Genomic DNA, 23435 nt, shown 5'->3' with positions numbered 1-23435 from the left:
TTCTAGGTCGGTAGCTTAATTAAATTTTAATTAATTACTAAATTTACCATCATTCGTGTTTCGAAATGGTCTTTTTGTTATGCCTTAAAATTAGTAAGCACTTTTTAAAATTTATAGTTGACTTTAATTAGCTGGTCTATGTATCTTCCGGGTCCACATTATCTGTGGTACTTTGTTTGTTTTTAAATTTTGAAATTACTTCCCTTGCGAGTACCACTCCAAAGTAAGCGGCGGCAAGCCCAAGCATTATTGAAAATCCTACATAGGATATAGCAGAATAATAATCTCCTTGTTTCATAAGATTTACAGTTTCTTTGCAAAGGGTAGAAAAAGTTGTATAGGCTCCGAAAAATCCAGTTGCGATTCCCAATCTTATATCAGAATCGAACTCAAAAACTTCAAAGGCAATGGTTAGTGTAAGTGCTAAAAACAAACTACCAGAAACATTAATTAACAGAGTATTTATTGGTATAGCTTCTTTATAATGATAAAGGTGTATACCTTTTATTATATATCTAAGTATTGCACCTAGCATTCCGCCTATAGCTATAAAAGTGTATTTTCGCATAAAAGTTATCACTTCCTTCAAATTGTAAAAACTATTTTTTGACGGGAAATAAAAATCTCCTACAAAAACTCTATAAAAGGTATTTGTAGGAGTCGTTAGCATATAGCAATTATGGTGAACTACATCACCTATTTTTATTTATAATGGAATGTTGTAATTTTTAATAATTATGTATATAATAAGAATCTAGATTATACTATTTAAAATATAACTATATGGTATAATATTACCATATAGTTATTATAAACTCAATATTATAAAAAAATCGGTTTTGATATATAGGTTACAATATAAAATGAAAAATCATAGTGAATGTTTTATTTTCTGCAATGTTGTTAATAATTATAAATGACTACAATAATTTATAACACTTTATAAAACAAACATATTGAAACAAATGAAATTATAACAAATGAAATACAATATATTATTGTTATTGAAATGTAAGTTGATTATGTATAATTAATTATATATAATAGAAGGGTACTAATAGTATTATTCATATTATACAAGGAGGAATAAAAATGAATTTAGATATAGATGTAAACTCACCACTTGATGAATTACTTGAGACTTGGGCTATGTATTCTCAAAAACTTGTCTATACAATGCTGACTGAAAAAGCAGAAATTGAAGAATTTAATAAAGTAAAATTAGTCTTAAAAACAAAAGGTATTAGGAAATTAGAAATACATAATGTTTACGAAAATGAATATATACTACATTATATTAAACAAGGTGGCTTATTCAAAAAGCAAATTATTTTAAATAAGTAAAAAACTAACTTAATATAATACTAAATAATATAAATATTATTTGAAAAAATAACTAGTAAATACTCTAGTTATTTTTTTTTGCATTATAAATGCATATAATCAAATATAATATGGTATAATTAAATTTGATTAGAATAAAAGGGGTCTTACTTAATGTATTTATTAGGAAATTATTAAGACTTTATACTGAAATTAGTTATAATAATATCACCCAGGGTGATGAATAGTTGAGAATATTATGATCTAAAGCATAGAGAGTGATTAGTAAAGTTTTAGTGAGATATGAAAAAAGAGAGTGATGTTTATTTAAGAAGCAGCACTTTAAAATATAAGTATATAAAAAATACTGAAGAAAGGAGAAATTCTTTAAAATAATTGCTTATAATGAATTATAAGAGTTATTGTAACAAAAAATATAAAAAAAAAGGTAGGTGAAAACCCTGATTTATGGTTAATTAATAGGAAAATAATACTTGGAATAGTAAGTGGATATTAGTTTTAATATAACTAAACTAACCTAAGTAGTGAAGTCTTGTAATTGCGCCATTATGTTTAGTCGACAGAACGAAAATATTGGATGGAAAGATTGCCAAATATTTAGGAATCAGGGGAATAGTGAATAATAATTATAAAAGTAAAGGTAAAAACAAAATTAGAGTTATACCAATAGGTGGACTTGGAGAAATTGGTAAAAATATTACTGCAATTGAATATAAAGATGAAATTATTGTTATAGATTGTGGAATTTCTTTTCCAGATGTAGATATGTATGGAGTAGATTTAGTTATTCCTGATATAACTTATCTTTTAGAGAATAAAGATAGGATAAAAGGAATTTTTCTAACACATGGTCATGAAGATCATATAGGGGCATTACCTTATGTTTTAAAACAAATTAATCTTCCAGTTTATGGAACACGTCTAACGCTAGGTCTTGTAGAGAATAAGTTGCAAGAACATGGAATACTGGCAGATTGCACCCTAAATGTGGTTAAAGCTGGCGATATTGTTAAGTTAGACAAAATCAGTGTAGAATTTATAAGAGTTAGTCATAGCATAGCGGATTCTTGCTCACTTTGTATACATACTCCAATTGGTAGAATTATACATACAGGTGATTTTAAGATAGACTATACTCCAATTGATGGAGAAGTTATCGATTTAGAACGATTTGCAAAATTAGGTGGCCAAGGAGTATTACTGTTAATGGCTGATAGTACTAATGTAGAACGACCTGGATTTACTATATCTGAGAAAGTAATTGGAGAAACTTTAAATAAAATATTTTATAAGGCAGAAGGAAGAATAATAGTAGCTTCTTTTGCATCAAATATTCATAGAATACAACAAATTGCAAATGCTGCTGTTACAAACGGAAGAAAAATAGCCTTTAGTGGAAGAAGTATGGAGAGAATCTCTGAAGTAGCTATGAACCTAGGATATTTGCATATACCACCTGAAGCTATAATTACCGTAGCAGAGCTTCATAATTATCCTGATGATAAGGTGACAATAGTAACTACTGGTAGCCAAGGTGAACCGCTAGCAGCATTAACAAGAATGGCATCATCAACTCACAGAAGTATTCAAATACAAAAGGGTGACTTGATTATTTTATCTGCATCACCAATCCCAGGAAACGAAAAGTTTATATATAATGTTATAAATGAATTATTTAAAAAGGGTGCTAATGTAATATACAATACTACAGAAGAAATTCACGTTTCTGGGCATGCGTGCCAAGAGGAATTAAAATTAATGCATACATTAGTTCGTCCTAAATATTTTATGCCAGTTCATGGTGAATATAGACATCTTAAACAACATGCATTGCTTGCAGAAAAATTAGGAATGGCTCCTGAAAATATATTTATTGCAGAAACAGGGCAGATTTTAGAAGTATCTCCAAGTGAATGTAGAATAGCTGGAAGAGTTCAAACAGGGGCTATAATGGTAGATGGACTTGGTGTAGGAGATGTAGGAAATATTGTGCTTCGCGATAGAAAACACTTAGCAGAAGAGGGTATTCTTACTGTAGTAGTTACTATAGAAAGAGAAACTTACAGCATAGTAGCAGGGCCAGATATAATAACTAGAGGGTTTGTATATATGAAAGAATCCAATGAACTTATTAATGAGGCTAGGGACATTGTGAGAAAAGAATTAGAGCAATGTTTAAATAATAAAATTAAAGAATGGGCAGTAATAAAATCCAGTATAAGAAATGCATTAGGTCAGTTTTTATATATAAAAACTAAGAGAAGACCTATAATTATACCAATAATAATGGAAATCTAAGAAAAACTAATATTATATCACTGAAGGTTACACTTTATGATTGAATAGGTAAAAAAAGTATGTATTAAATTAATACATACTTTTTTTGTATGATTATATCATCAAAGGTTATAATTAAAAGATTGACAAGTTATAATCATATAGTATAAAATAAATGTAAATGCAAGTGATTTGCAACAAGGATTAAAGGAGTGTAAAGTATTGAAAAAAGTTATTAAAATTATTTTTTTAGCATGTGTTATAGGTACATTAGTTGGATGCTCAAAGTCAACAATTGGTGAAAAAGCTACAAGTAATAACAAAAGTGATAAGTCAAAATTACAAGTAGTAGTATCATTTAATCCACTAAAGGAGTTTGCAGAGGAGATTGGGAAAGATAAGATAGAAGTAAAAACGGTTGTGCCGGAAGGCGTTGAGCCACATGATTTTGAACCAAAAATAAAAGATATGCAAAACATAAGTGATGCTAACTTGTTTATCTATTCAGGGTTTGGAATGGAAACATGGGTAGATAAAACGTTAGCTGCTGTTGATAATAAAAACTTGATTGTAGTTGATTCGTCAAAAGGCGTAATTCCAATTAAGAATCAAGGCAAAGCTATGGATGAAAATGGGCAATATGACCCACATATATGGCTTAGTTTAAGAGAAGCAAAAATTCAAACTAAAAATATAAAAGATGCATTGGTTAAGGCTGATAAGAAAAATCAAAGTTATTATGAGAAAAATTATAAAGATTTCTCAAGTAAACTTGATACACTCTACAACGAATATAAAGTGAAATTTGCAGGAGTAAAAAACAAGAATTTTGTTACAGGTCATGCTGCTTTTGGCTATCTGTGCAGAGATTTTGGCTTAAAACAAAATAGTGTAGAAGATGTATTTGCAGGAGGTGAGCCTACCCCTCAAAAACTAAAACAAATAGTGGAATTATCTAAAAAGAATAAAATAAAAGTTATATTCATGGAAGAACTTGCAAGTCCAAGGGTATCTCAAACTCTTGCAGAAGAAGTAGGGGCTAGTGTGGAAAAAATATACACCATAGAAAGCAATGAAGATAATAAGACTTATATAGAAAGTATGAAAGAAAATTTATTAATTATTTACAACAGTTTAAAATAATTATTAATCTTTTAATAATAAATAATATTTTAGTATTAATTAAATTTAACCTTACACTTAATTAAATTAAATTAAGTTAAGTTAACTTATCTTAATTTAATTAACTCTTAACTGAGATAAACCCCAACTTAATTTAATTGAGTTCGGGGTTTTCTAATTTTTATGAACTTAAATTTCAATAAATTAATTGGATATGAATTATTATTTAGGAATAGTGAAAAAAATATATATCAAAGTGAAGATGGAGATAAAGCAACCATTGAAGTTATAAAAAATGTGTTCATAAATATGGGAATAGAAAAAGTTACTGGAGGTAAAAAAGCTTTCATTAATTTTACTAAAAATATATTAAAATCGGATATTTTTACAGTTTTGTCTCCAGAATCAGTGATAGTTGAGATATTAGAGGATGTAGAACCTACTGACGAAATATTAGAGTTATGTAAAAAGTTAAAAGCATTGGGATATATTATTGCTCTAGATGATTTTGTCTATTCTAGCAAATACAGAAAAATTTTAGAGATAACAGATATTATTAAAATAGATTTTAAAATAACTACAGGATATGAAAGAAAAAAAGTAATGGAGTTAGTAAATTCTAAAAATATCAAGTATCTTGCAGAAAAAGTTGAAACTATGGAAGAATTTAATGAAGCAGTTTCAATGGGGTATTCATATTTTCAAGGTTATTATTTTAGTAAGCCGTTGATAATTTCAGACAAAAGAATATCTGAAAACAAATTAATACATGTAAAATTATTGCAAGAAATTAATAGTAATACTTTTACACTAGAGTCAATAGAGGATTTAATAAAAAGAGATCTATCATTATCTTTTAAACTATTAAAGCTTTATTAGTACCCACAGAAGTAAAGAATACTTTAAATGGGAATTGTAATAACAGCTATAGTAAGTTACTTAGTTTAATTATAGAATATGAAAAGGGACAATGGAGCAAGGTGTCAAAAATATCAAAAGAACTTAATTTAGATGAAAAATGCTTACCTAAGGCATATTATGAAGCTATGTTATATTCAAGTTTATAAACAAAGATAAGAATATATAAAGAAGTGTGGGAATATAAAACAGTTATTAACTTATAAAAACGAAGTAACATGAAAGTATGTTACTTCGTTTTTATAAGATTTTTTTAAGTTGCGTTTATTTTAAATACAAACGTTTATTCTTCACCAAATTTACTTTCTACAAGGGCAAGTAAAGCTTCCATAGCTTCTTTTTCGTCGATTCCGTCTGTGATGATTTTAATTTCTTCATCTTTTTTCAAACCTAAACTCATTATGTTTATTATAGACTTTGCGTTTGCAACGCCACTACCATGTTCAATGCTAACAGTACATTTAAATTTACTTGCTGTTCTTACGAAGATAGAAGCAGGTCTAGCATGTAGGCCTTGTTCATTTAATATTTTAACTGTTTTTTCCATCAATATAGCCTCCTAAAATTTATCTATTTTGTTTATTGCATATAATTTTTCCCATATTATTAAAAATAATTAGAAAATATCTGTTATCTAATTAGTATAACATATATTATCTTCTTTATTTATAATTTAATTCTAAATTCTTCTAAGCATTTTTTAATGCCATCTTTAGATTCTGAAAACTCTAGACCATAACTTTTAATTTTATCAGTACATAACCTTACATCTCTTGGGTGATCTTTATATTTCTCTAAGTCCTTTTCCAACAATTCATCTATTTTATATTCTAAACCAATTTCTTTTAATATCAAAGCACATATATCATAACGGCTCAGACTGTTATAACTACCAAGATGATAGGTACCATAAGGGATTTCAAATATCATTGGAAATTGGTCTATAACTTCATGAACATAAGTTAATCCTCTAAATTCATTTGGAGTAACCTTTGATTTCTTGCCTTTTAAAATATCAGTTAATGTACCCCAAAGTATATTAGGGGACATACTACAATTTCGTTCAGGCATACCAAAGAGCCAAGTAAATCGTATAACCCAGAGCTCATCTAATATTTCTTTTAGTAAGCCTTCAGCTTCAAGTTTATTTTTGCCATACATTGTATCAGGGCGAGGAGTAGCCTCTTCTGTATATGGACCAACTTCAACGTTGCCATTAAAAACTTGCTCAGTACTAAGAAATATCATTTTTGAATGTGTTTTCTTGCAAGCTTTTGCAACGTTTAAAGCTCCTGTAACATTAATCTTGTATGCAAGTTCGGGATTTTTGTCACAAAATTCCGTACTTGCTTTGGCTGCTGCATGAATAACATAGTCAGGATTAAAATTCTCAAAAATTTCACTAACTTGTTGCTCATCTGTAATATCAAGCATTGATGAACTTGCTGCGAGAATTTCATAAGTGTTTTTATATCTTAACGCAAATCTTGTACAAAAGAAACCATTTCCACCTGTTAATAATATTTTTTTCATTTTAACACCTCATCATAAAATTTTATAAACCATTAAGTATAACTTTAAGACCGTTTTTTCTCATTTTGTTTGCTATCTTTTCTATTGTTTCTGGGGAAGGAACAGGTATATCTATAAGCTTGTAATCCTTTTTTAATAATTTGTATTTATTACTGCCATACTGATGGAAGGGTAGAAGGTGAATTTCTGTAAGGTTTAAACTTTTAACAAAAGTAATTATATCTTTTATATTCTCATCATCTAATGTATACCCTGGGATTAGGGGTACTCTAGGTATGACCTTTTTATTCATTTTAACTAATGTCTTAATATTACGTTTTATTAGATTTATATCTGCCCCAAGTAGTAGTTTAGATTTTTTCTCATTCATTATTTTAAGATCAAATAATATTAAATCTAAATAAGCAGCTATTTCAATAAGGTCCTGGGTATTTCCTTGACCACTAGTTTCAATAGTTGTATTTACTCCTTGGCTTTTTAAATGCTTAAGTAGTTCTTTTGCAAAAGCACTTTGAGATAACACTTCACCACCAGACAGGGTAACCCCGCCACTCGATGTACGGTAGAAAACCATATCCTTAAGTACTTCATGTGTAACTTCTTCTACTGTCATATATTTACCGAACTGCGTAACTGCACCTGTTGGGCATTCATCCTCGTCAAAGTCGCAGTGCTCGCAATGGATACATTTACTATCTATTTTAACTTTTTGAGGCTCGAAGCTTACAGATTCAGGATTGCTACACCAAGGGCATTTAAGGGGGCAGCCTTTAAAAAACACAATTGTTCGAATTCCTACTCCATCATGCAAGGAGTATCTTTGAATATTTAGTATTAATGCGTTCACATAATCACTTCCTATAAATTATGTTCAGTTCGCCTTATGATGTCATCTTGAATTTCACGACTTAGCTCTATAAAAAAAGCACTGTAACCTGCTACCCTTATAACAAGGCCTTTGTAATCATTTGGTCTTGTCTGTGCACTTTTAAGGGTATCAGCAGAAATAACGTTGAATTGTATATGCTGTATTTTTAGCTTCATAAAAGCAAATAGAAAATCAGATAATTTATGAATTCCCTCATCACCCTCTAGAGTTTTAGGACTAAACTTAACATTTAAAAGACTACCATTTGTTGTTAAGTAGTTATCTAGCTTGCTAACACTTTTTAACACTGCAGTAGGTCCAAGTATATCCCGACCAACCATAGTAGACAGGCCACCATCTGCAAGCTGCTCTCCAGACATGCGTCCATCAGGAGTTGCTCCTACTGCCTTGCCAAGGGGAATATGAGCTGATACTGTATAAGAACCAGGTACAAAGGTTCCTCCTCTGGGAGTTACATGTTTTTCAACGGATTTTGAGTAATATCTAAGAATATCTGAACTAAGATTGTCTACTTCGTCATTATCATTTCCGTATTTATCATATTTATTAATTAAACGAACCCTTAGTTTTTCATTTTCGATCCCATAAAAATTAGAATCTAAAGCCTTTATTAGATCGCAGAAAGAAATTCTTTTCTCCTCAAAGACAATCTTTTTTAGAGCATAAAGGGAATCGCTTAAATTTGCTATACCAATACCTTGAACGCCGGAAAAATTATACTTTGCACCACCATAGGTTATATCTTTTCCAGTTTGCAAGCAATTATCAATAAAACATGAAAGTAATGGAACTGGTGCATATTCTACAGGTTAAAATTTCTTTTAGGGTTTCTTTAGATACACCTATATTTAGATCATTCTCATAAAAGGGATACATATACTTATCAAAACCACCTAAAGATAAGGAACTAGCATTTGATTCATATTGTAGAATTACACATAAAAACCATAATAGTTGACAAGCTTCATAGAATGTTTCTGGTTTTTCCTTAGAAATTCTTGTTGAAATCCTAGCAATTTCTAAAAGCTCCACCTTACGATTCTCATTTGGCTCACTTTCTGCATTTAATTTTGCCAAGGCCGCATATCTTAAAATATGATTTTGTGAACCTTTAAGAGTAATTAATGATGCTTTATAAAAATCATTGGTTGGATCTTTTTTTGATAATTCTGTTGTGTCATAAATTATCTGTCCCAATCCTTTTTTTAATAACTTCTCAAAATTTGGAATAATATGTCCCTGACCTTTGTCTGTTTGATTAAGCTTATAAATATCTAGATCTATGGGAGTACGAACTTCAGGAGTCAATCTTGTATTTATAAAGTCTTTTAAGGACTTAGCTGCCCAATATGGATAAAGAACTTCTCTGTATGTTTTTTTATCGTTTTCAGATATAAAAAATGGGTCTTGTGGCCTACTACCAATTGTTTCAAGCTCTTCATTAATCCAGTAGGGATCCATTTCAGGAGAAACTATTCCACTCCTAGGTTTTGTAGTTCTATTACCAATTATAAGTTCATCAGATCTTATAGATATTTCTACATTATTGAGTATGTGTGTTGTTGCTTTTGCCCGCCTAATAATTGAACTCTTTCCTTCAGTTTCTTTATAGCTTTCTGTATATAGCAAAGCTCTTTCAAGAGATACTTCTCTTTTGTTTGCAAATAGCCCATTTTTAAGTTTTTGAATTCTATCATTAATCAAAATTTATACCTCCTTCATATTGAAATTTCTTTATTATTTATTGTTTATTATCATTGTTTATTGTTTACTCCTATTGTATAATTAAAATAAGAAAAATTCAATAGAATTAAAAAATAATAACAATATTACAATTGAAAATTACTAAAGGAGATTAATATGGAAGATTATAAGAAAATGTTGAAAGATATAGAAAAACAAGAGGAAATGATACAATTTACTGAATTTACTAATGAAACTGCACTGCAAATAGGTTTGAGATTAATAGAAAAAGCAAAAGAAGAGAATTTATCACTAACAATAGATATTACAAAATGTGGTCAACAATTGTTTCACTGTGCATTAGAGGGAACTTCTCCTGATAATGATGCTTGGATTATTAGAAAAAACAGAGTTGTAAATAGATTTTGTACTAGCTCATTATACATTGGCACAAAACTGAAACTTATAGAAAAGACTATTGAAGAAAAGTATTTTATATCATCTCAGGAGTACAGTGCTCATGGAGGTGCATTTCCAATAATAATTAAAAATGTAGGGGTAGTAGGGACGGTTACTTCTTCTGGTGCTCAGCAAATAATAGAGCATAATCTAATAGTTGAGGTGTTGAAAGAATTTTTACAAAAATAAGGGGACTTTTAAATGTATAAATTATTAGTGTTAGATATGGATGGGACATTGCTTTCTGATAATAAAAAAATATCTAAAGAAAATGTTGTAGCTATTAAGAAAGCAAAAGAGAAGGGGGTTAAAGTTGTAATTGCCTCAGGACGTGCAATTCAAGGTATAGAAAATTATTTGGAAGAGTTAGACTTATTAAGTGATGATAATTACTGCGTAGTGTGTAGTGGATCAATGGTTATGAATAATACAAAACAACGGATAATTCAATGTGACCCAATTAGTCCTGAAGATATTAGCTATGTATTTAATTTAGCAAAACAGCTTGGTATAACTTTAAATATGTATTCCAATAAAAGTATTTTGATACATTCTAACAATTACTTTAGTAGAATTGATTCTATTGCAAATAATTTACCCCTTCAAGTTATGGACTTTAATTCTCTAGGCAAAGATACTGTAGTAACTAAAATTATGCTAATAAATGAGGATTTAAGCATGATGGAAGAAATACAAAAATTATTTCCAAGTATTATAGTGGAGGACCCTACAATTGTTTCTAAAGAAAGCTACAATAAAGAGTTATTTAAAGACATTTCTAAATTGCCAATGGAGCTTTTAGAAAAATTCACTGTTTCAAAAGTAGCACCTTTTATTGTGGAGGTTATGAAAAAAAACTCAAGCAAAAGATCGGGAATAGAAAAGCTTGCAGAAGAGCTTAAAATAAAACCACATGAGGTTATTTGTATAGGAGATTCAGGAAATGATAAACAGATGATTGAGTATGCAGGACTTGGGGTAGCCATGGGAAATGCATTTCCAGAAATTAAAGAAATTGCTGATTATGTGACTTATACAAATGAGGAAAATGGTGTTGCTCATGTAATAGATAAGTTTATACTAAATATCTGATTAGTTCGATTTTGGATCGACAAGTTCAATTATAGATTGACAAGTTGAATAAAAAATAATATTTTGTGATACATTATATGTGTATATTTTATGGGGTAAGGTGAAATTATATGTTTGCAGAGGAAAGGGTAGAAAAAATTATTCAGCTATTAAATGAAAATCAAAAGGTAGTTGTAAAGGAATTAAGCAAAAGGTTTAATGTAACAGAGGATTGCATAAGAAAAGATCTCAAAATTCTAGAAAAACAAGGGATTATTAAAAGAACTTATGGTGGCGGCGTATTAAGTAGGCAAACTGCCCCACATAATGATATCTTAAGTAGAAAGAATATTAATTTAGAGGGTAAAATAAAAATTGCAGAAAAGGCTTTTGACCTTATACAGCCAAAGGAAACAATTTTTTTAGATATATCATCCACAAACATACTAATTGCAGAAAAAATTGCAAAAGGAAATAAAAATCTTACAGTTGTAACTAACATGATTGATATTTTCAGAACCTTTTCAAATTGTGATCATGTAGACGTAATAGGTACTGGTGGAGTATTTAATAAAGAATTAAATGGATTTGTGGGATCAACAGCTATAGAAATTATATCTAGGCACAAAGCAAATAGGGCATTTATAGGCAGCTGTGGAGTGAATATGTTTGATAAAAGTGTTACAACTTTTGATATGGAAGATGGTAATACAAAAAAAGCTATTATTAGATCAGGAAAAAAAGTTTATCTAGTTATGGAAAACAAGAAATTTTACTATGATGGAACATATAAATTTGCAGATATCGACGACGTAGATGCAATTATAGTAGATGAGGCTCCAGATGAGAATATATGTACTGAACTAGAAAAAATACATGTAGAACTTATATAATATGAAAGCGAGGTATAAATATATGAAGAAAATTAATTTTGCAATGATAGGATTTGGTGGAATAGCAAAAACTCATTCATTAGCAGTTTATGATGCTAATTTAAGGTTTTCACTTCCTTATGAGTTGAATTTAGCGTATATAGTAACTAGAAAACCAATAAATATTCCCCTAAGTGGTGTGAAAAATGTTACGGATATTGAAGAAGTACTTAAAGATGATGAAATCCATTTTATAGATATTTGTACACCAAATGATGCACATTTTGATATCGTAAAAAAAGCAGCCCAATTTGGGAAAGCTATTTATTGTGAAAAACCCCTAGCAGCGAATTATAGCGATGCTATGGAAATGGCTAAGATAGTTAAGAAAAATAATATAATAAATTCTGTAGCTTTAGTTTATAGATTTATGCCAGCTCTAACATTATTAAAAAGAGAACTTGAAAAGGAAACCATAGGAAAGATTATAGATTTTAAGGTGAGAACTTATCATGATAGTTATCTAAATGAAAAGAAAAAGGACACCTGGAGAACTGGGAAAAATTCTGGTGGTGGAGCGCTACTCGATCTAGGAGTTCACTTAATTGATATGATACAATTTACTATGGGTGAAATAGAAGAAGTAGAAGCTAAGACTAGAATTTTCTTTGAGGATAGATCAGAAGTTGATGAAATTGCAAACTGTGATTTTATATTAAAAGGAGGAATCCGTGGAAGTTTAGAGGTTTCAAGAATATTTACTGAAAGAGAACAAACGGATGATTATGTAGTTTATGGAAGTCATGGTAGTATAAAGATAAACTTTAATAATCCTTATGAAATTGAAATATATAATTATGAAAGCAATTCTACTCAAATAAAAAATGTAGCGGCTGGGGATGAACTATTAAAATATTATGCAGATAAAAGAAATTCTTTAGGATACTTCCAAAATTGTCATACCTCATCCCTAATAAATTTTGCTAATAAAATTTATAACAATTCTAATGATGGTATTGATGGCAATTTTGATGAAGCATTAAAATGTCAGAGAATAATTGATAAGGTATATGGTATAAAATGAGTATGAAACAAGATGGAATAGATATTAATGGTAATAATATAGTGTAACGCAACTACGATTGAGCTACATTCAAAAATCATAGTAAGGATGAATAAGTTAACATCCTTTGCTATGATTTTTTAAGAAACTAAAACTCAAATATTTATTGATATGAAATTATTTTTTTTGTACAACAAAAAAACTTTAGCTCTGAGACTGGCTAGTATTCAATATAAAATTGTGTCTTTAATTAAATTAATCGTTAATATTCCTACTTATCAAACACTTTTTACATTCTAGCGCTGCTGGCAGAACATCCTTCCCATTCTTGTAACACAATATAAAATTCCTCCTCTTTATTTTCATTGATATTTAATAAAGCTTTAGAACTTATCATTGAAACCACCTCCTATATTTATTTGTAACTCATCTTTATTTTTCTATAAAAAAATCCCGTGGATATAAAACCATCCACGGGACTGTTAAAAATGACAATAAAAAAAACACGATAACTTCGTGCATTCTGTCAAACTTTAAATCCATATTAACGTTTCAGATGACGGTTATTAATTGTATTTCGAAAGCATAACAAATAAGGATACAATAATCCCTAATTTATTTTTATAGATACAACAAAAAAACTTATCTATAAAATTTTATACAACTTCCGAATAATATTTAGTTATTGATCAAGTACCTCAAAAGCTACAATTAAAGTTATCATTTAACATCATCCTCCTTAATCTGAATTAATATCTTGTATTCATTTTGATTATTTTTATAGTTAATTAATTATTCTAACAATTTGAGTATATTATAAAACACCTTTTATGTCAATAATTCCTAAACTGTGTATATAGGTAAGGAGACTGGTCGCCCCCTTATCTACCTCATATTTAATGGTGAGCTTTCAACCTTTTTATTAGGTCAAAAGCCACCCCCTAGTTAATATCAATATAATCATCTCCTTTCACTAGATTACCGGTTAATTACATTATTGCATATTGTGAATCGTGATCCCAAGTTAAAGAATTATTATAATTGTTTTTTCCGGAAATACATTATAACTTGAAGGATAAGGGAAGACTATATATAGAACTAAAAAAAATGACTTATGTGTTGAAAAACCTAGGAAAAAGTCTGTTTTTGTGATATATTTATTAGAATATAGGTAAAACTTACAAATAAGCTAAATTAAAAGGAAGGTCACGAATATGGAAAATAAAATCACTTCATCTAATTTTATAAGAAACATTGTTAAAGAAGATATAGAAACGGGCAAACACAAAACAATAATTACTCGTTTTCCACCAGAGCCAAACGGATATTTGCATATTGGCCATGCAAAAGCAATTATTTTAAATTTTGAATTAGCAGATGAATTTAACGGTTTGACAAACTTACGTTTTGATGATACTAACCCAGCTAAAGAAGATAAAGAGTACGTAAACTCTATAGAAGAAGATGTAAAATGGCTTGGATTCAAGTGGGACAATTTGTATTTTGCATCAAACTATTTTGATGAAATGTATAAGCGTGCTGTATTATTAATAAAAAAGGGTAAAGCTTATGTGTGTGATTTAACCGCGGAAGAGATGAAAGAGTACAGAGGTACTCTAAGGGAGCCAGGGAAAGATAGTCCAAACAGAAACAGAAGCGTGGAAGAAAACCTAGATTTATTTGACCGCATGAGAAAAGGCGAATTTAAAGATGGCGAGAAAGTAACACGTGCTAAAATTGATATGAGTTCTCCTAATATAAACATGAGAGATCCAATAATTTATCGTATATCACATGCTGTTCATCATAATACTGGAGATAAATGGTGTATTTATCCTATGTATGATTATGCTCATCCAATAGAAGATGCAATTGAAGGGGTAACTCATTCAATTTGTACTCTAGAGTTTGAAGATCATCGCCCATTATATGATTGGGTTGTAAATAATTGCGAAATGGAGAATAAACCAAGACAGATTGAGTTTGCAAGATTAAATATAACTAACACTGTAATGAGCAAAAGAAATCTTAAGCAATTAGTAGATGATGGCATTGTAGATTCTTGGGATGACCCACGTATGCCAACTATAGCAGGGCTTAGGCGTCGAGGTTTCACACCTGACTCTATACGTAATTTTTGTAGAGAAATTGGAGTTGCAAAATCTAACAGCACTGTAGATGGTCAATTGTTAGAGCACTTTATAAGAGAAGATTTAAGCCCGAAAACACTTAGAACTATGGCAATTTTAAGACCATTAAAGGTAGTTATTACAAATTACCCAGAAGCTCAAGTGGAAATGCTTACAATTGAGAATAATCAAGATGATCCTTCAATGGGAACCCGTCAAGTATCATTTTCAAGAGAGATATATATAGAGCAAGAAGATTTTATGGAAAATCCACCAAAAAAATATTTCCGATTGTTCATAGGTAACGAAGTAAGACTTAAGGGCGCATACTTTATAAAATGTAATGACGTGGTTAAGGATTCAGAAGGAAATATTAACGAAATACACTGTACTTATGACATCGAGACTAAGAGTGGTAGTGGATTTACAGGAAGAAAAGTTAAAGGAACAATTCATTTTGTAGATGCTGTAAATGCAGTTCCAGCAGAATTCAGATTATATGAGCCTTTAATTTTAGATGAGAAACAAGAAGAAGGAAAAACCTTTTTAGATCAAATAAACCCAAATTCCATGGAAGTTTTACAAGGGTTTATAGAACCAAATATGAAGGATTCAAAACCACAAGATAAATTCCAGTTCTTTAGACATGGATATTTTAATGTGGATTCTAAATATACAACTGAAGACAAAATAGTGTTTAATAGAATAGTTTCTTTAAAAAGTTCTTTTAAAATTCTAAAATAGTCTTTATAAAATTACAAGAGCCAGTACAAGATAATATCTTGTACTGGCTCTTGTTTATTAGGAGTAGGAGAAGTTTTTTATTATAATATTCTAGTTTCTATTTCTTCTTTAATTCTTGTAATAAATGAGTCCAGCGCAATTGCACCTTCATCTCCGTTTTTACGACTTCTAACAGAAACTTCATTTAGTTCTGCTTCTTTTTCACCAACTACTAGCAGGAAAGGGGTTCTTTCATTACGAGCTTCACGAATCTTGTATCCAATCTTTTCTGCTCTATAATCCGCCTCTACTCTAAGTCCTGATGCTCTTAACTTAGATACTACCTTCTCTGCATAATCATGATACTTTTCAGAAATAGGTAATACTTTAACTTGTAATGGTGCAAGCCAAGTTGGGAAGGCACCAGCATATTTTTCTATTAGTATTGCAAGTGTTCTCTCGTAGCAACCAATAGAAGTTCTATGGATAACATATGGACGTTTTTTAACTCCATCTTTATCAATATAAGTCATGTCAAATCTTTCTGGTAGTGCAAAGTCAATTTGTACTGTAATTATAGTATCTTCTTTACCATGGACATTCTTAATTTGAAGATCAAGCTTAGGGCCGTAGAAAGCAGCTTCACCAATAGCTGTTTTATAGTTTATTCCTAAGTGGTCCAGTATTTCCTTCATTTTAGCTTCAGTATCTGCCCAAGCAGATGGGTTGTCAATATATTTCTCTTTATCATTTATATCACCTTTAGAGAATCTATAAGTTATATCATCTTCTAGTCCTAATGTTTTCATGAAATAGTTAATTAAAGATACAACACCTCTAAATTCATCTTCTAATTGATCGGGTCTAACAACTAAATGGCCCTCTGAAATAGTGAACTGACGAACTCTTATAAGGCCATGCATTTCACCTGAAGACTCATTTCTAAATAATGTTGAAGTTTCAGCATATCTAATTGGAAGGTCACGATAGCTCTTTTGGAATGCATTATAAATTGTAAATTGGAATGGGCATGTCATTGGGCGAAGTGCCATAACTTCCTCATCCTTAGATTCATCACCAAGTACAAACATTCCTTCTTTATAATGATCCCAGTGACCAGACATTTTATATAAGTCACTCTTTGCCATAAGAGGAGTTTTAGTTATAACATAACCTCTTCTTTCTTCCTCATCTTCAACAAAACGCTGTAATAATTGAATTACCCTTGCTCCATTAGGCATAAGTAGAGGTAAACCTTGACCTATAACATCTGATGTAGTAAAGAATTTTAGTTCGCGTCCAAGCTTATTATGGTCCCTCTTTTTAGCATCTTCAACTTTCTCTAAATGGGCATCTAAATCAGATTTTTTTGTAAAGGCAGTTCCATATATACGGCTAAGCATTTTATTTTTCTCATTGCCTCTCCAATAAGCACCTGCAACTTGAGTTAGCTTAAAAGCCTTTACATATTTTGTAGACATTAAATGTGGCCCTGCACAAAGATCAGTAAACTCACCATGTTTGTAGAATGATAAATTTGCATCCTCTGGTAGGTCTTCAATTAGTTGAACTTTGAAATTTTCATCTAAGCCTTGCATAAAGGCGATAGCTTCATCCCTTGGAAGTTCAAATCTTTCTATTGGTAAATCTGCTTTAACTATCTTTTTCATTTCTGCTTCTATTTGTACAATTTCTTCAGCTGAGAAAGAACCTTGTTTATCAAAATCGTAGTAGAACCCCCCATCTATAGCAGGTCCGATGGCAAGTTTAGTATTAGGAAATAATCTTTTTACTGCTTGAGCTAAAATATGAGTAGCAGTATGTCTAAAGGCCTTTTGGCCTTCTTCACTATCAAAAGTTAATATACTAAGCTCACAATCTTCAGTGATTTTGCAACGTAAATCTACAGTTTTACCATTAAGCATTCCAGCACAAGCAACTCTTGCAAGTCCCTCGCTTATATCTTTAGCAATTTCAATTACAGTTATTTCAGATTCATAAGACTTAATCGAACCATCTTTTAGTTTAATATTTATCATATATATTACTCCTTTCTTTTATCTTACCTAATAGAAGGTATTTTTAGAAATATTATTAATAATTTTGTAGAATGTATTTTTAGGGAAATAAAAAAATCCCATCCCAATTCTAACAATAGAAAAGGGACGAGATTATAATTTCCCGCGGTTCCACCCAAATTGTTTATAAAAATAAACCACTTAATAATTATAACGGAATTACCGGACTTTATTAGAGTCACTCAGAGGTGGTCTTCAGCAAATAACATTTGAGAATACTTCCAGCTAAGGTATTCTTTCTCTGTAAATGGGTCATGGCTTACTTTTCTCTTCGTAGTATTATATTATTAACTTACGTTAACATTAATTATATCACTTGTAATAAAAATGTCAAGAAAACAAGAATTTAACCAAAAAATATAAATTAATTTAACAATATAATGATTTAACAAAAATTAAAAGAAAAAAAGATATGTTAATTATAAAAAACCATTAATAAAACTTAAGATTGTACGATAATTACAATAGGATAAAGTAAACTAAAATATAAAACAGCGTTCAATTGCTTTGTAAATGCTAATAGGAGGACCTAGGGTGAATGAAAAAAAGAACGAATCTAACAATACAACAAGAGAAAAATTAATAAGTAAAACTAAAAAACATAATATTGAGTCCTCATTAAATGATGATGTTGTATTAAAAAGAATGGCATTTGAAGTAACTATAGTATATGCTCTTATTGGAGGAATTTGGATATTGTTTTCAGATAGGATTTTGCATGCCCTAATTGAAAGTAAATCTTTAATTCTAAAAGCACAAATAATAAAAGGGTGGTTTTTTGTTTTTATATCAGCTATTATAATATATTTATTAATTAATGGGTTTACTAAAAAAAGTAAGTTATGGTCTCAAAAATTAAAAGAGAATTATGAAGAAATCCAATCCACATATGAGCAATTAATAGCTGCAGAAGAGGAGTTAAGGGCCCAATATGATGAATTACATGAAAAACAAGCAATAATTGAGAAAAGTGAAGAAAGATATAAGTTGGCAGTAGATGGGTCTAATGATGCTATATGGGAAATTGATCTTTTAACAAAAGATTTTTTTTGTTCAGATAAATTCACCGATATTTCTGGATATGATAAAGATACTATAACTTCCATAAGGGATTTAATTAAGTTAATTGTTAGAGAAGATAGAAGAATTGCAATAAATGATTTTAATAATCATATTAATGGTAAAACATTATATTATCAAAGCAAATTGAAAATTAAGTTTAATGGTGGAGGATATAGGTGGGTTTTAATTAGAGGTAAGTGCCTGAGAAATAAAAAGGGAGTTGGAACTAAAATTTCTGGATCTCTTACAGATATATCTGGTCAAAAGGATTTTGAAGAAAAAATTAATAAATTGGAGTATTATGATATATTAACAGGCATACCCAACAGAAAATTATTTATTAACACCTTGAAAAATGAGATTACTAAAGCAAAGGATAAGGATGTTAAAATTGCTGTATTGTTTATTGATTTAGATAATTTCAAAGAAATTAACGATACTTTGGGTCATGAGTATGGAGATGAATTGTTAAGAAATGTTGCAATATCGTTTAGAGCCTCTATTAGAGAAGGAGATCTTGTTTCAAGGGTAGGTGGAGATGAATTTTTTATTTTAATGAAAGATATTAAAGATTACAATCAGATAAGTTCTTTTTGTGAAAAACTACTAAGTTTATTAAACTGTGAAATAAGTATAGATGATAAGCATGTATATACATCAGCAAGTATTGGTATTACTGTATATCCAGATGATGGTTATAAAACAGTTAGTCTATTAAAGAATGCAGATACCGCAATGTACAGTGCTAAATATAATGGTAAATCTAGATATTCTTTTTTTAATAAGGATATGAGAGATGTAGTGGAGAGGCGTGTTGAAATAGAAAAAGGGTTAAGGTATGCTTTGAAAAACAATGAGTTTGAAATACATTATCAACCACAGATAGATATTATAAATAATAAAATAAAAGGATTTGAAGCACTTTTAAGATGGAATAGCCCTGAACACGGCAGAATATCTCCGGATGAATTTATACCTGTCGCAGAACAAAGTGGATTAATAATTCCTATTGGTGACTGGATTATTAAAGCTGTATATCTTCAAAATAATTTTTGGAAAAGCAAAGGGTACCTATATGATACTATTGCAATAAATTTGTCTGCAATTCAACTGGAAAATGACAAATTTGAAGAAACCTTAAAAAATCTTATACTTGAAACAAATATTGATCCTAAATATGTGGAACTCGAAATTACAGAAAGCATATTGATGAAGGATTTTGAAAAGAGTATTAGATTACTTACTGAGATTAGAAATTTAGGTATAAATATTGCCCTAGATGACTTTGGAACAGGATATTCTTCTCTAAGTTATTTAAAACAGCTACCTATAAATACATTAAAAATAGACAAGTCTTTTATAGATAATATTGTTACAAATGAAAGGGAAAGAGCCATAGTAGATGGAATAATACAACTTGCACAAAAAATTGGTTTAGATGTTGTTGCAGAAGGAGCAGAAACAAAGGAGCAAATTAGAATATTACAAAAAATGGGTTGTAATCAAATACAAGGCTATTATTTTAGCAAACCTCTTCCAGCTTGTGAAATTGAAGAAAAATTTTTAAAAACTAATGGGATCGAATCTTATAAATAAAAAAACATTAAATAATAGGGGACGGTTAACAACTAATGATTGTTAACCGTTTTCTATAGTTTCACAGGTCCGAAAACATTATTCATGAATTATAACTTGTTAGTTATCTTATTACATAAATCTTTTACATCTGTACCTACTAATATTTCATTATCCACCTTCGCTATAGGTTGAACTTTACATCTACGGCATTTTCCAATACATTTTTTTGTAGATATATTTATATTTGGATGAGTTTCGGTTATGATAGTAATAATAGCATTTGTCCATTTATTTTTCTTGCATAATTTCAAATTCATATTATCAACTCCTATATATTATGTTATGTTAAGTATTAGGTGAATATAATACGCTGTTGTGATTATTCCAAAACAAATAGGTGGGGACGGTTAACAATTTTTTAGCTTCTAGGTAACTAGATGCGAGATATTTATAAAACGGTTAATTATTGATTTTATAGAGGGGTGTATAAACTTGGATAATATATTAATTATTGAAGATGAAGAAAAGGTTTCAGAAATACTGAAAGCATATCTTGAAAAAGAGGGATATAGTGTTCATTGTACTACAAAGGGACTAGAGGGCATAAAACTTTTCGAAAAAAATAAATTTGAACTAGTTATATTAGACCTGATGTTACCCGATATATCTGGTGAAGAGGTGTGCACTGTTCTAAGGAAAATATCTGAGGTTAACATATTTATGCTTACAGCAAAGAGTACCTTAGAGGATAGAATACAGGGTTTAAACCTTGGAGCAGATGAGTATCTAGTAAAGCCTTTCAGCCCGCGAGAACTAACCGCAAGAGTAAATGCGTTATTTAGAAGGATTAATATAAATAAGTGTGAAACAATAAGTTATAATAATGGAGATTTAGAAATTAATTACGATAAAAGAATAGTCAAAGTACGTGGAGTAGAAGTATCTCTTACTCCAAATGAATTTGACATATTACATATTTTATCATCTAATAGAGGTAAAGCATTTACAAGAGAAAAACTTATTGAAAGAATTATGGGAATAGATTTTCAAGGATTTGATAGAACCATAGATGTGCACATTAAAAATATACGTAAAAAAATAGAAGAGGACAGCAGAAATCCTAAATATATAATAACTGTAACTAGAATTGGTTACAAATTTGGTGGTGATTAATTTATGCGAAGCAGAAACTTTATGCGTAGCAGAAACTCTATGCAAAGTATAAGAAAAAGATTAAGTATTATTTTGGTGTGCACTTCTATATTAGCACTTTTAATATCCACGCTATTGGTGAATATAACAATAAAAGGAACATTTAACAAATACTTAGCTGAGATACAAAATCAGAGGGATACTAGAATAGTAAAATATTTAGAAGAGATATATAAACAAAAGGGCAAGTGGTCAGGAACTTCAGGTATAGAAATTACGCATGAAGCTTATATGAGCAGCTATTGTCTTACTCTTAAGGATCAAAATAAAAAAGTAGTTTGGGGAATGAACGCTAATGACATATCACACAATAACAATATTAAGATGCAAGGAAAAAATGAAGGAGTTTATACTACAAGGACCTTTAAAATACAATCTAAAAATAGAATTGTAGGATATATAGAAATAGGCCAATATGCACCTATATTATTATCAGAAGATGATGTGAATTTCAAAATATCAATAAATAAAAGCATTATTTTAAGTGTTATACTTTCAATTTTAATAACAATATTAATTAGTTTATTTATTTCAAAACAATTTTCAAATCCACTAAGGCGAGTATCTAAAATATCAGTTGATCTTTCAAATGGGAATTATAAGGAAAGGTCTTATGACAAAAGTGGTATTTTAGAACTTGAGGATTTAAGAAATAGTATAAATACACTTGGAGAAAAACTTCAGCATCAGGATATGCTTAGAAAAAGATTAATATCAGATATATCTCATGAAGTTAGAACACCACTCAATATTCTTCAAAACAATTTTGAGGCTATGATTGATGGTATTTTTCCAGTGGATAATGAAAGATTGGCATATCTTAATGAAGAAGTTATTAGATTTGGAAAACTTATAGATAATTTTAATTCTTTAAAAGAGGTTGAAGGCGAAGAAACAGTCTTAAATATGGAAAAGATTTCGTTGAATGATGTCCTTTCACCAGTTGTAAAAGAATTTGAATTACTAGCAGAAAACAAAAATATAAACATGACATTAGAATGTAGCGTAAGTAAACAATATAACATTTTAGGTGATAAAGATAAAATAAAACAGGTAATTATTAATTTACTCTCAAATGCAGTTAAATTTACTCCGGAGCAAGGGAAAATAAGCATTTCCTTAAAAGAATTTGACGAGAAAATAATATTAAAAATAGAAGATACTGGTATTGGTATCAATGAGGAAGATTTACCTTATATATTCGAAAGACTATATAGAGGAGATAAAAGTAGACATGAAATAGAAGGTTCGGGAATAGGGCTCACCATTGTGCGCAACATATTAACGCTGCATAAGGCAGGCATAGAAGTGAAAAGTAAAAAAGGGTCAGGTTGCACAGTAATAGTTGAATTTAATAAGGTTTTGTGACATCCACAAAGAGAAATGGTGGGACGGTTAACAATTAATGAAAACAAATAAATG

20 protein-coding genes, 1 riboswitch and 1 other annotated feature are annotated in these 23435 nt (G+C 29.7%); of the genes, 12 read left to right on the top strand and 8 right to left on the bottom strand.

The window, feature by feature from the left end:
• Positions 1-136: 136 nt before the first annotated feature.
• Complete coding sequence (gene crcB / locus VIM70_RS06955; protein ID WP_331945017.1) at positions 137-568, bottom strand: fluoride efflux transporter CrcB; 432 nt, start codon at positions 566-568, stop codon at positions 137-139.
• A 79-nt stretch (positions 569-647) separates the two neighbouring features.
• Positions 648-706, bottom strand: a riboswitch (Fluoride riboswitch).
• Between the two features lie 386 nt (positions 707-1092).
• On the opposite strand from crcB, the gene VIM70_RS06950 reads away from it, so the two are divergent.
• The 4 genes from VIM70_RS06950 to VIM70_RS06935 all read left to right on the top strand — a co-directional run bounded on the left by VIM70_RS06950 (position 1093) and on the right by VIM70_RS06935 (position 5622).
• Positions 1093-1344, top strand: coding sequence for a hypothetical protein (locus VIM70_RS06950; protein WP_331945016.1), 252 nt, complete (start codon positions 1093-1095; stop codon positions 1342-1344).
• Between the two features lie 615 nt (positions 1345-1959).
• The gene (locus tag VIM70_RS06945) at positions 1960-3642 is read left to right on the top strand and encodes a ribonuclease J (protein WP_331945015.1); all 1683 of its coding nucleotides are present in this window, start codon (positions 1960-1962) and stop codon (positions 3640-3642) included.
• A 201-nt stretch (positions 3643-3843) separates the two neighbouring features.
• Positions 3844-4764, top strand: a complete 921-nt coding sequence (locus tag VIM70_RS06940; protein ID WP_331945014.1) for a metal ABC transporter substrate-binding protein — start codon at positions 3844-3846, stop codon at positions 4762-4764.
• Positions 4765-4926: 162 nt separating this feature from the next.
• Positions 4927-5622 carry an EAL and HDOD domain-containing protein gene (locus VIM70_RS06935; protein WP_331945013.1) on the top strand — a complete coding sequence of 232 codons (696 nt, stop codon included), beginning with the start codon at positions 4927-4929 and terminating at the stop codon, positions 5620-5622.
• Positions 5623-5944: 322 nt separating this feature from the next.
• Here the strand turns inward: VIM70_RS06935 and VIM70_RS06930 are convergent, their stop codons facing one another.
• The 5 genes from VIM70_RS06930 to VIM70_RS06910 form a co-directional block, all read right to left on the bottom strand.
• Complete coding sequence (locus VIM70_RS06930) at positions 5945-6208, bottom strand: HPr family phosphocarrier protein (protein WP_331945012.1); 264 nt, start codon at positions 6206-6208, stop codon at positions 5945-5947.
• A 119-nt stretch (positions 6209-6327) separates the two neighbouring features.
• The gene (locus VIM70_RS06925; protein ID WP_331945011.1) at positions 6328-7194 is read right to left on the bottom strand and encodes an SDR family oxidoreductase; all 867 of its coding nucleotides are present in this window, start codon (positions 7192-7194) and stop codon (positions 6328-6330) included.
• A gap of 22 nt (positions 7195-7216) precedes the next feature.
• Positions 7217-8041 (bottom strand): [formate-C-acetyltransferase]-activating enzyme, encoded by an 825-nt coding sequence (locus tag VIM70_RS06920; RefSeq protein ID WP_331945010.1) that lies wholly within the window; start codon positions 8039-8041, stop codon positions 7217-7219.
• 11 nt (positions 8042-8052) lie between these two features.
• Positions 8053-8841 carry a pyruvate formate lyase family protein gene (locus VIM70_RS06915; protein ID WP_331945009.1) on the bottom strand — a complete coding sequence of 263 codons (789 nt, stop codon included), beginning with the start codon at positions 8839-8841 and terminating at the stop codon, positions 8053-8055.
• Between the two features lie 7 nt (positions 8842-8848).
• Entirely contained in the window at positions 8849-9787 is a 939-nt protein-coding gene (locus VIM70_RS06910; RefSeq protein ID WP_331945008.1) for a pyruvate formate lyase family protein, read from the bottom strand.
• Positions 9788-9943: 156 nt separating this feature from the next.
• Here VIM70_RS06910 and VIM70_RS06905 point away from each other — a divergent pair, with 156 nt between their 5' ends.
• The 5 genes from VIM70_RS06905 (at position 9944) to VIM70_RS06885 (ending at position 16104) form a co-directional block, all read left to right on the top strand.
• The gene (locus tag VIM70_RS06905; RefSeq protein ID WP_331945007.1) at positions 9944-10414 is read left to right on the top strand and encodes a heme-degrading domain-containing protein; all 471 of its coding nucleotides are present in this window, start codon (positions 9944-9946) and stop codon (positions 10412-10414) included.
• A gap of 12 nt (positions 10415-10426) precedes the next feature.
• The gene (locus tag VIM70_RS06900; RefSeq protein ID WP_331945006.1) at positions 10427-11317 is read left to right on the top strand and encodes a Cof-type HAD-IIB family hydrolase; all 891 of its coding nucleotides are present in this window, start codon (positions 10427-10429) and stop codon (positions 11315-11317) included.
• Between the two features lie 110 nt (positions 11318-11427).
• On the top strand, positions 11428-12189 hold the full coding sequence (locus VIM70_RS06895; protein WP_331945005.1) for a DeoR/GlpR family DNA-binding transcription regulator: 762 nt from the start codon (positions 11428-11430) through the stop codon (positions 12187-12189).
• Positions 12190-12211: 22 nt separating this feature from the next.
• Entirely contained in the window at positions 12212-13252 is a 1041-nt protein-coding gene (locus VIM70_RS06890) for a Gfo/Idh/MocA family oxidoreductase (RefSeq protein WP_331945004.1), read from the top strand.
• Between the two features lie 1193 nt (positions 13253-14445).
• Complete coding sequence (locus VIM70_RS06885; RefSeq protein WP_331945003.1) at positions 14446-16104, top strand: glutamine--tRNA ligase/YqeY domain fusion protein; 1659 nt, start codon at positions 14446-14448, stop codon at positions 16102-16104.
• Positions 16105-16184: 80 nt separating this feature from the next.
• On the opposite strand, the gene thrS is transcribed toward VIM70_RS06885, so the two are convergent.
• Entirely contained in the window at positions 16185-18122 is a 1938-nt protein-coding gene (gene thrS / locus VIM70_RS06880) for a threonine--tRNA ligase (RefSeq protein ID WP_331945002.1), read from the bottom strand.
• A 119-nt stretch (positions 18123-18241) separates the two neighbouring features.
• Positions 18242-18445, bottom strand: a binding site (T-box leader).
• Positions 18446-18695: 250 nt separating this feature from the next.
• Here thrS and VIM70_RS06875 point away from each other — a divergent pair.
• A complete protein-coding gene (locus tag VIM70_RS06875; protein ID WP_331945001.1) occupies positions 18696-20819 on the top strand; it encodes a putative bifunctional diguanylate cyclase/phosphodiesterase in 2124 nt (707 codons plus the stop codon).
• Positions 20820-20908: 89 nt separating this feature from the next.
• Here the strand turns inward: VIM70_RS06875 and VIM70_RS06870 are convergent, their stop codons facing one another.
• Positions 20909-21118 carry a DUF1450 domain-containing protein gene (locus VIM70_RS06870; RefSeq protein WP_331945000.1) on the bottom strand — a complete coding sequence of 70 codons (210 nt, stop codon included), beginning with the start codon at positions 21116-21118 and terminating at the stop codon, positions 20909-20911.
• 175 nt (positions 21119-21293) lie between these two features.
• Between VIM70_RS06870 and VIM70_RS06865 the strand changes: the two genes are divergently transcribed.
• The gene (locus VIM70_RS06865) at positions 21294-21974 is read left to right on the top strand and encodes a response regulator transcription factor (protein ID WP_331944999.1); all 681 of its coding nucleotides are present in this window, start codon (positions 21294-21296) and stop codon (positions 21972-21974) included.
• A 3-nt stretch (positions 21975-21977) separates the two neighbouring features.
• Positions 21978-23381 (top strand): sensor histidine kinase, encoded by a 1404-nt coding sequence (locus tag VIM70_RS06860; RefSeq protein WP_414648676.1) that lies wholly within the window; start codon positions 21978-21980, stop codon positions 23379-23381.
• Positions 23382-23435: the final 54 nt, after the last annotated feature.

Origin of the sequence: Clostridium sp. (genome assembly GCF_036569345.1) — a bacterium.
Taxonomy (GTDB): Bacteria; Bacillota; Clostridia; order Clostridiales; family Clostridiaceae; genus Clostridium_AD.
Note: the sequence above shows the minus strand (reverse complement) of the source record. Positions and strands in the feature narration are given on the sequence as shown.

Excerpts from the sequence above, each read along its gene's own strand:
- crcB (WP_331945017.1), bottom strand. The coding sequence starts at position 568 with ATGCGAAAATACACTTTTATAGCTATAGGCGGAATGCTAGGTGCAATA.
- VIM70_RS06950 (WP_331945016.1), top strand. The coding sequence starts at position 1,093 with ATGAATTTAGATATAGATGTAAACTCACCACTTGATGAATTACTTGAG.
- VIM70_RS06935 (WP_331945013.1), top strand. The coding sequence starts at position 4,927 with ATGAACTTAAATTTCAATAAATTAATTGGATATGAATTATTATTTAGG.
- VIM70_RS06930 (WP_331945012.1), bottom strand. The coding sequence starts at position 6,208 with ATGGAAAAAACAGTTAAAATATTAAATGAACAAGGCCTACATGCTAGA.
- VIM70_RS06925 (WP_331945011.1), bottom strand. The coding sequence starts at position 7,194 with ATGAAAAAAATATTATTAACAGGTGGAAATGGTTTCTTTTGTACAAGA.
- VIM70_RS06905 (WP_331945007.1), top strand. The coding sequence starts at position 9,944 with ATGGAAGATTATAAGAAAATGTTGAAAGATATAGAAAAACAAGAGGAA.
- VIM70_RS06900 (WP_331945006.1), top strand. The coding sequence starts at position 10,427 with ATGTATAAATTATTAGTGTTAGATATGGATGGGACATTGCTTTCTGAT.
- VIM70_RS06895 (WP_331945005.1), top strand. The coding sequence starts at position 11,428 with ATGTTTGCAGAGGAAAGGGTAGAAAAAATTATTCAGCTATTAAATGAA.
- VIM70_RS06890 (WP_331945004.1), top strand. The coding sequence starts at position 12,212 with ATGAAGAAAATTAATTTTGCAATGATAGGATTTGGTGGAATAGCAAAA.
- VIM70_RS06885 (WP_331945003.1), top strand. The coding sequence starts at position 14,446 with ATGGAAAATAAAATCACTTCATCTAATTTTATAAGAAACATTGTTAAA.
- thrS (WP_331945002.1), bottom strand. The coding sequence starts at position 18,122 with ATGATAAATATTAAACTAAAAGATGGTTCGATTAAGTCTTATGAATCT.
- VIM70_RS06870 (WP_331945000.1), bottom strand. The coding sequence starts at position 21,118 with ATGAATTTGAAATTATGCAAGAAAAATAAATGGACAAATGCTATTATT.
- VIM70_RS06860 (WP_414648676.1), top strand. The coding sequence starts at position 21,978 with ATGCGAAGCAGAAACTTTATGCGTAGCAGAAACTCTATGCAAAGTATA.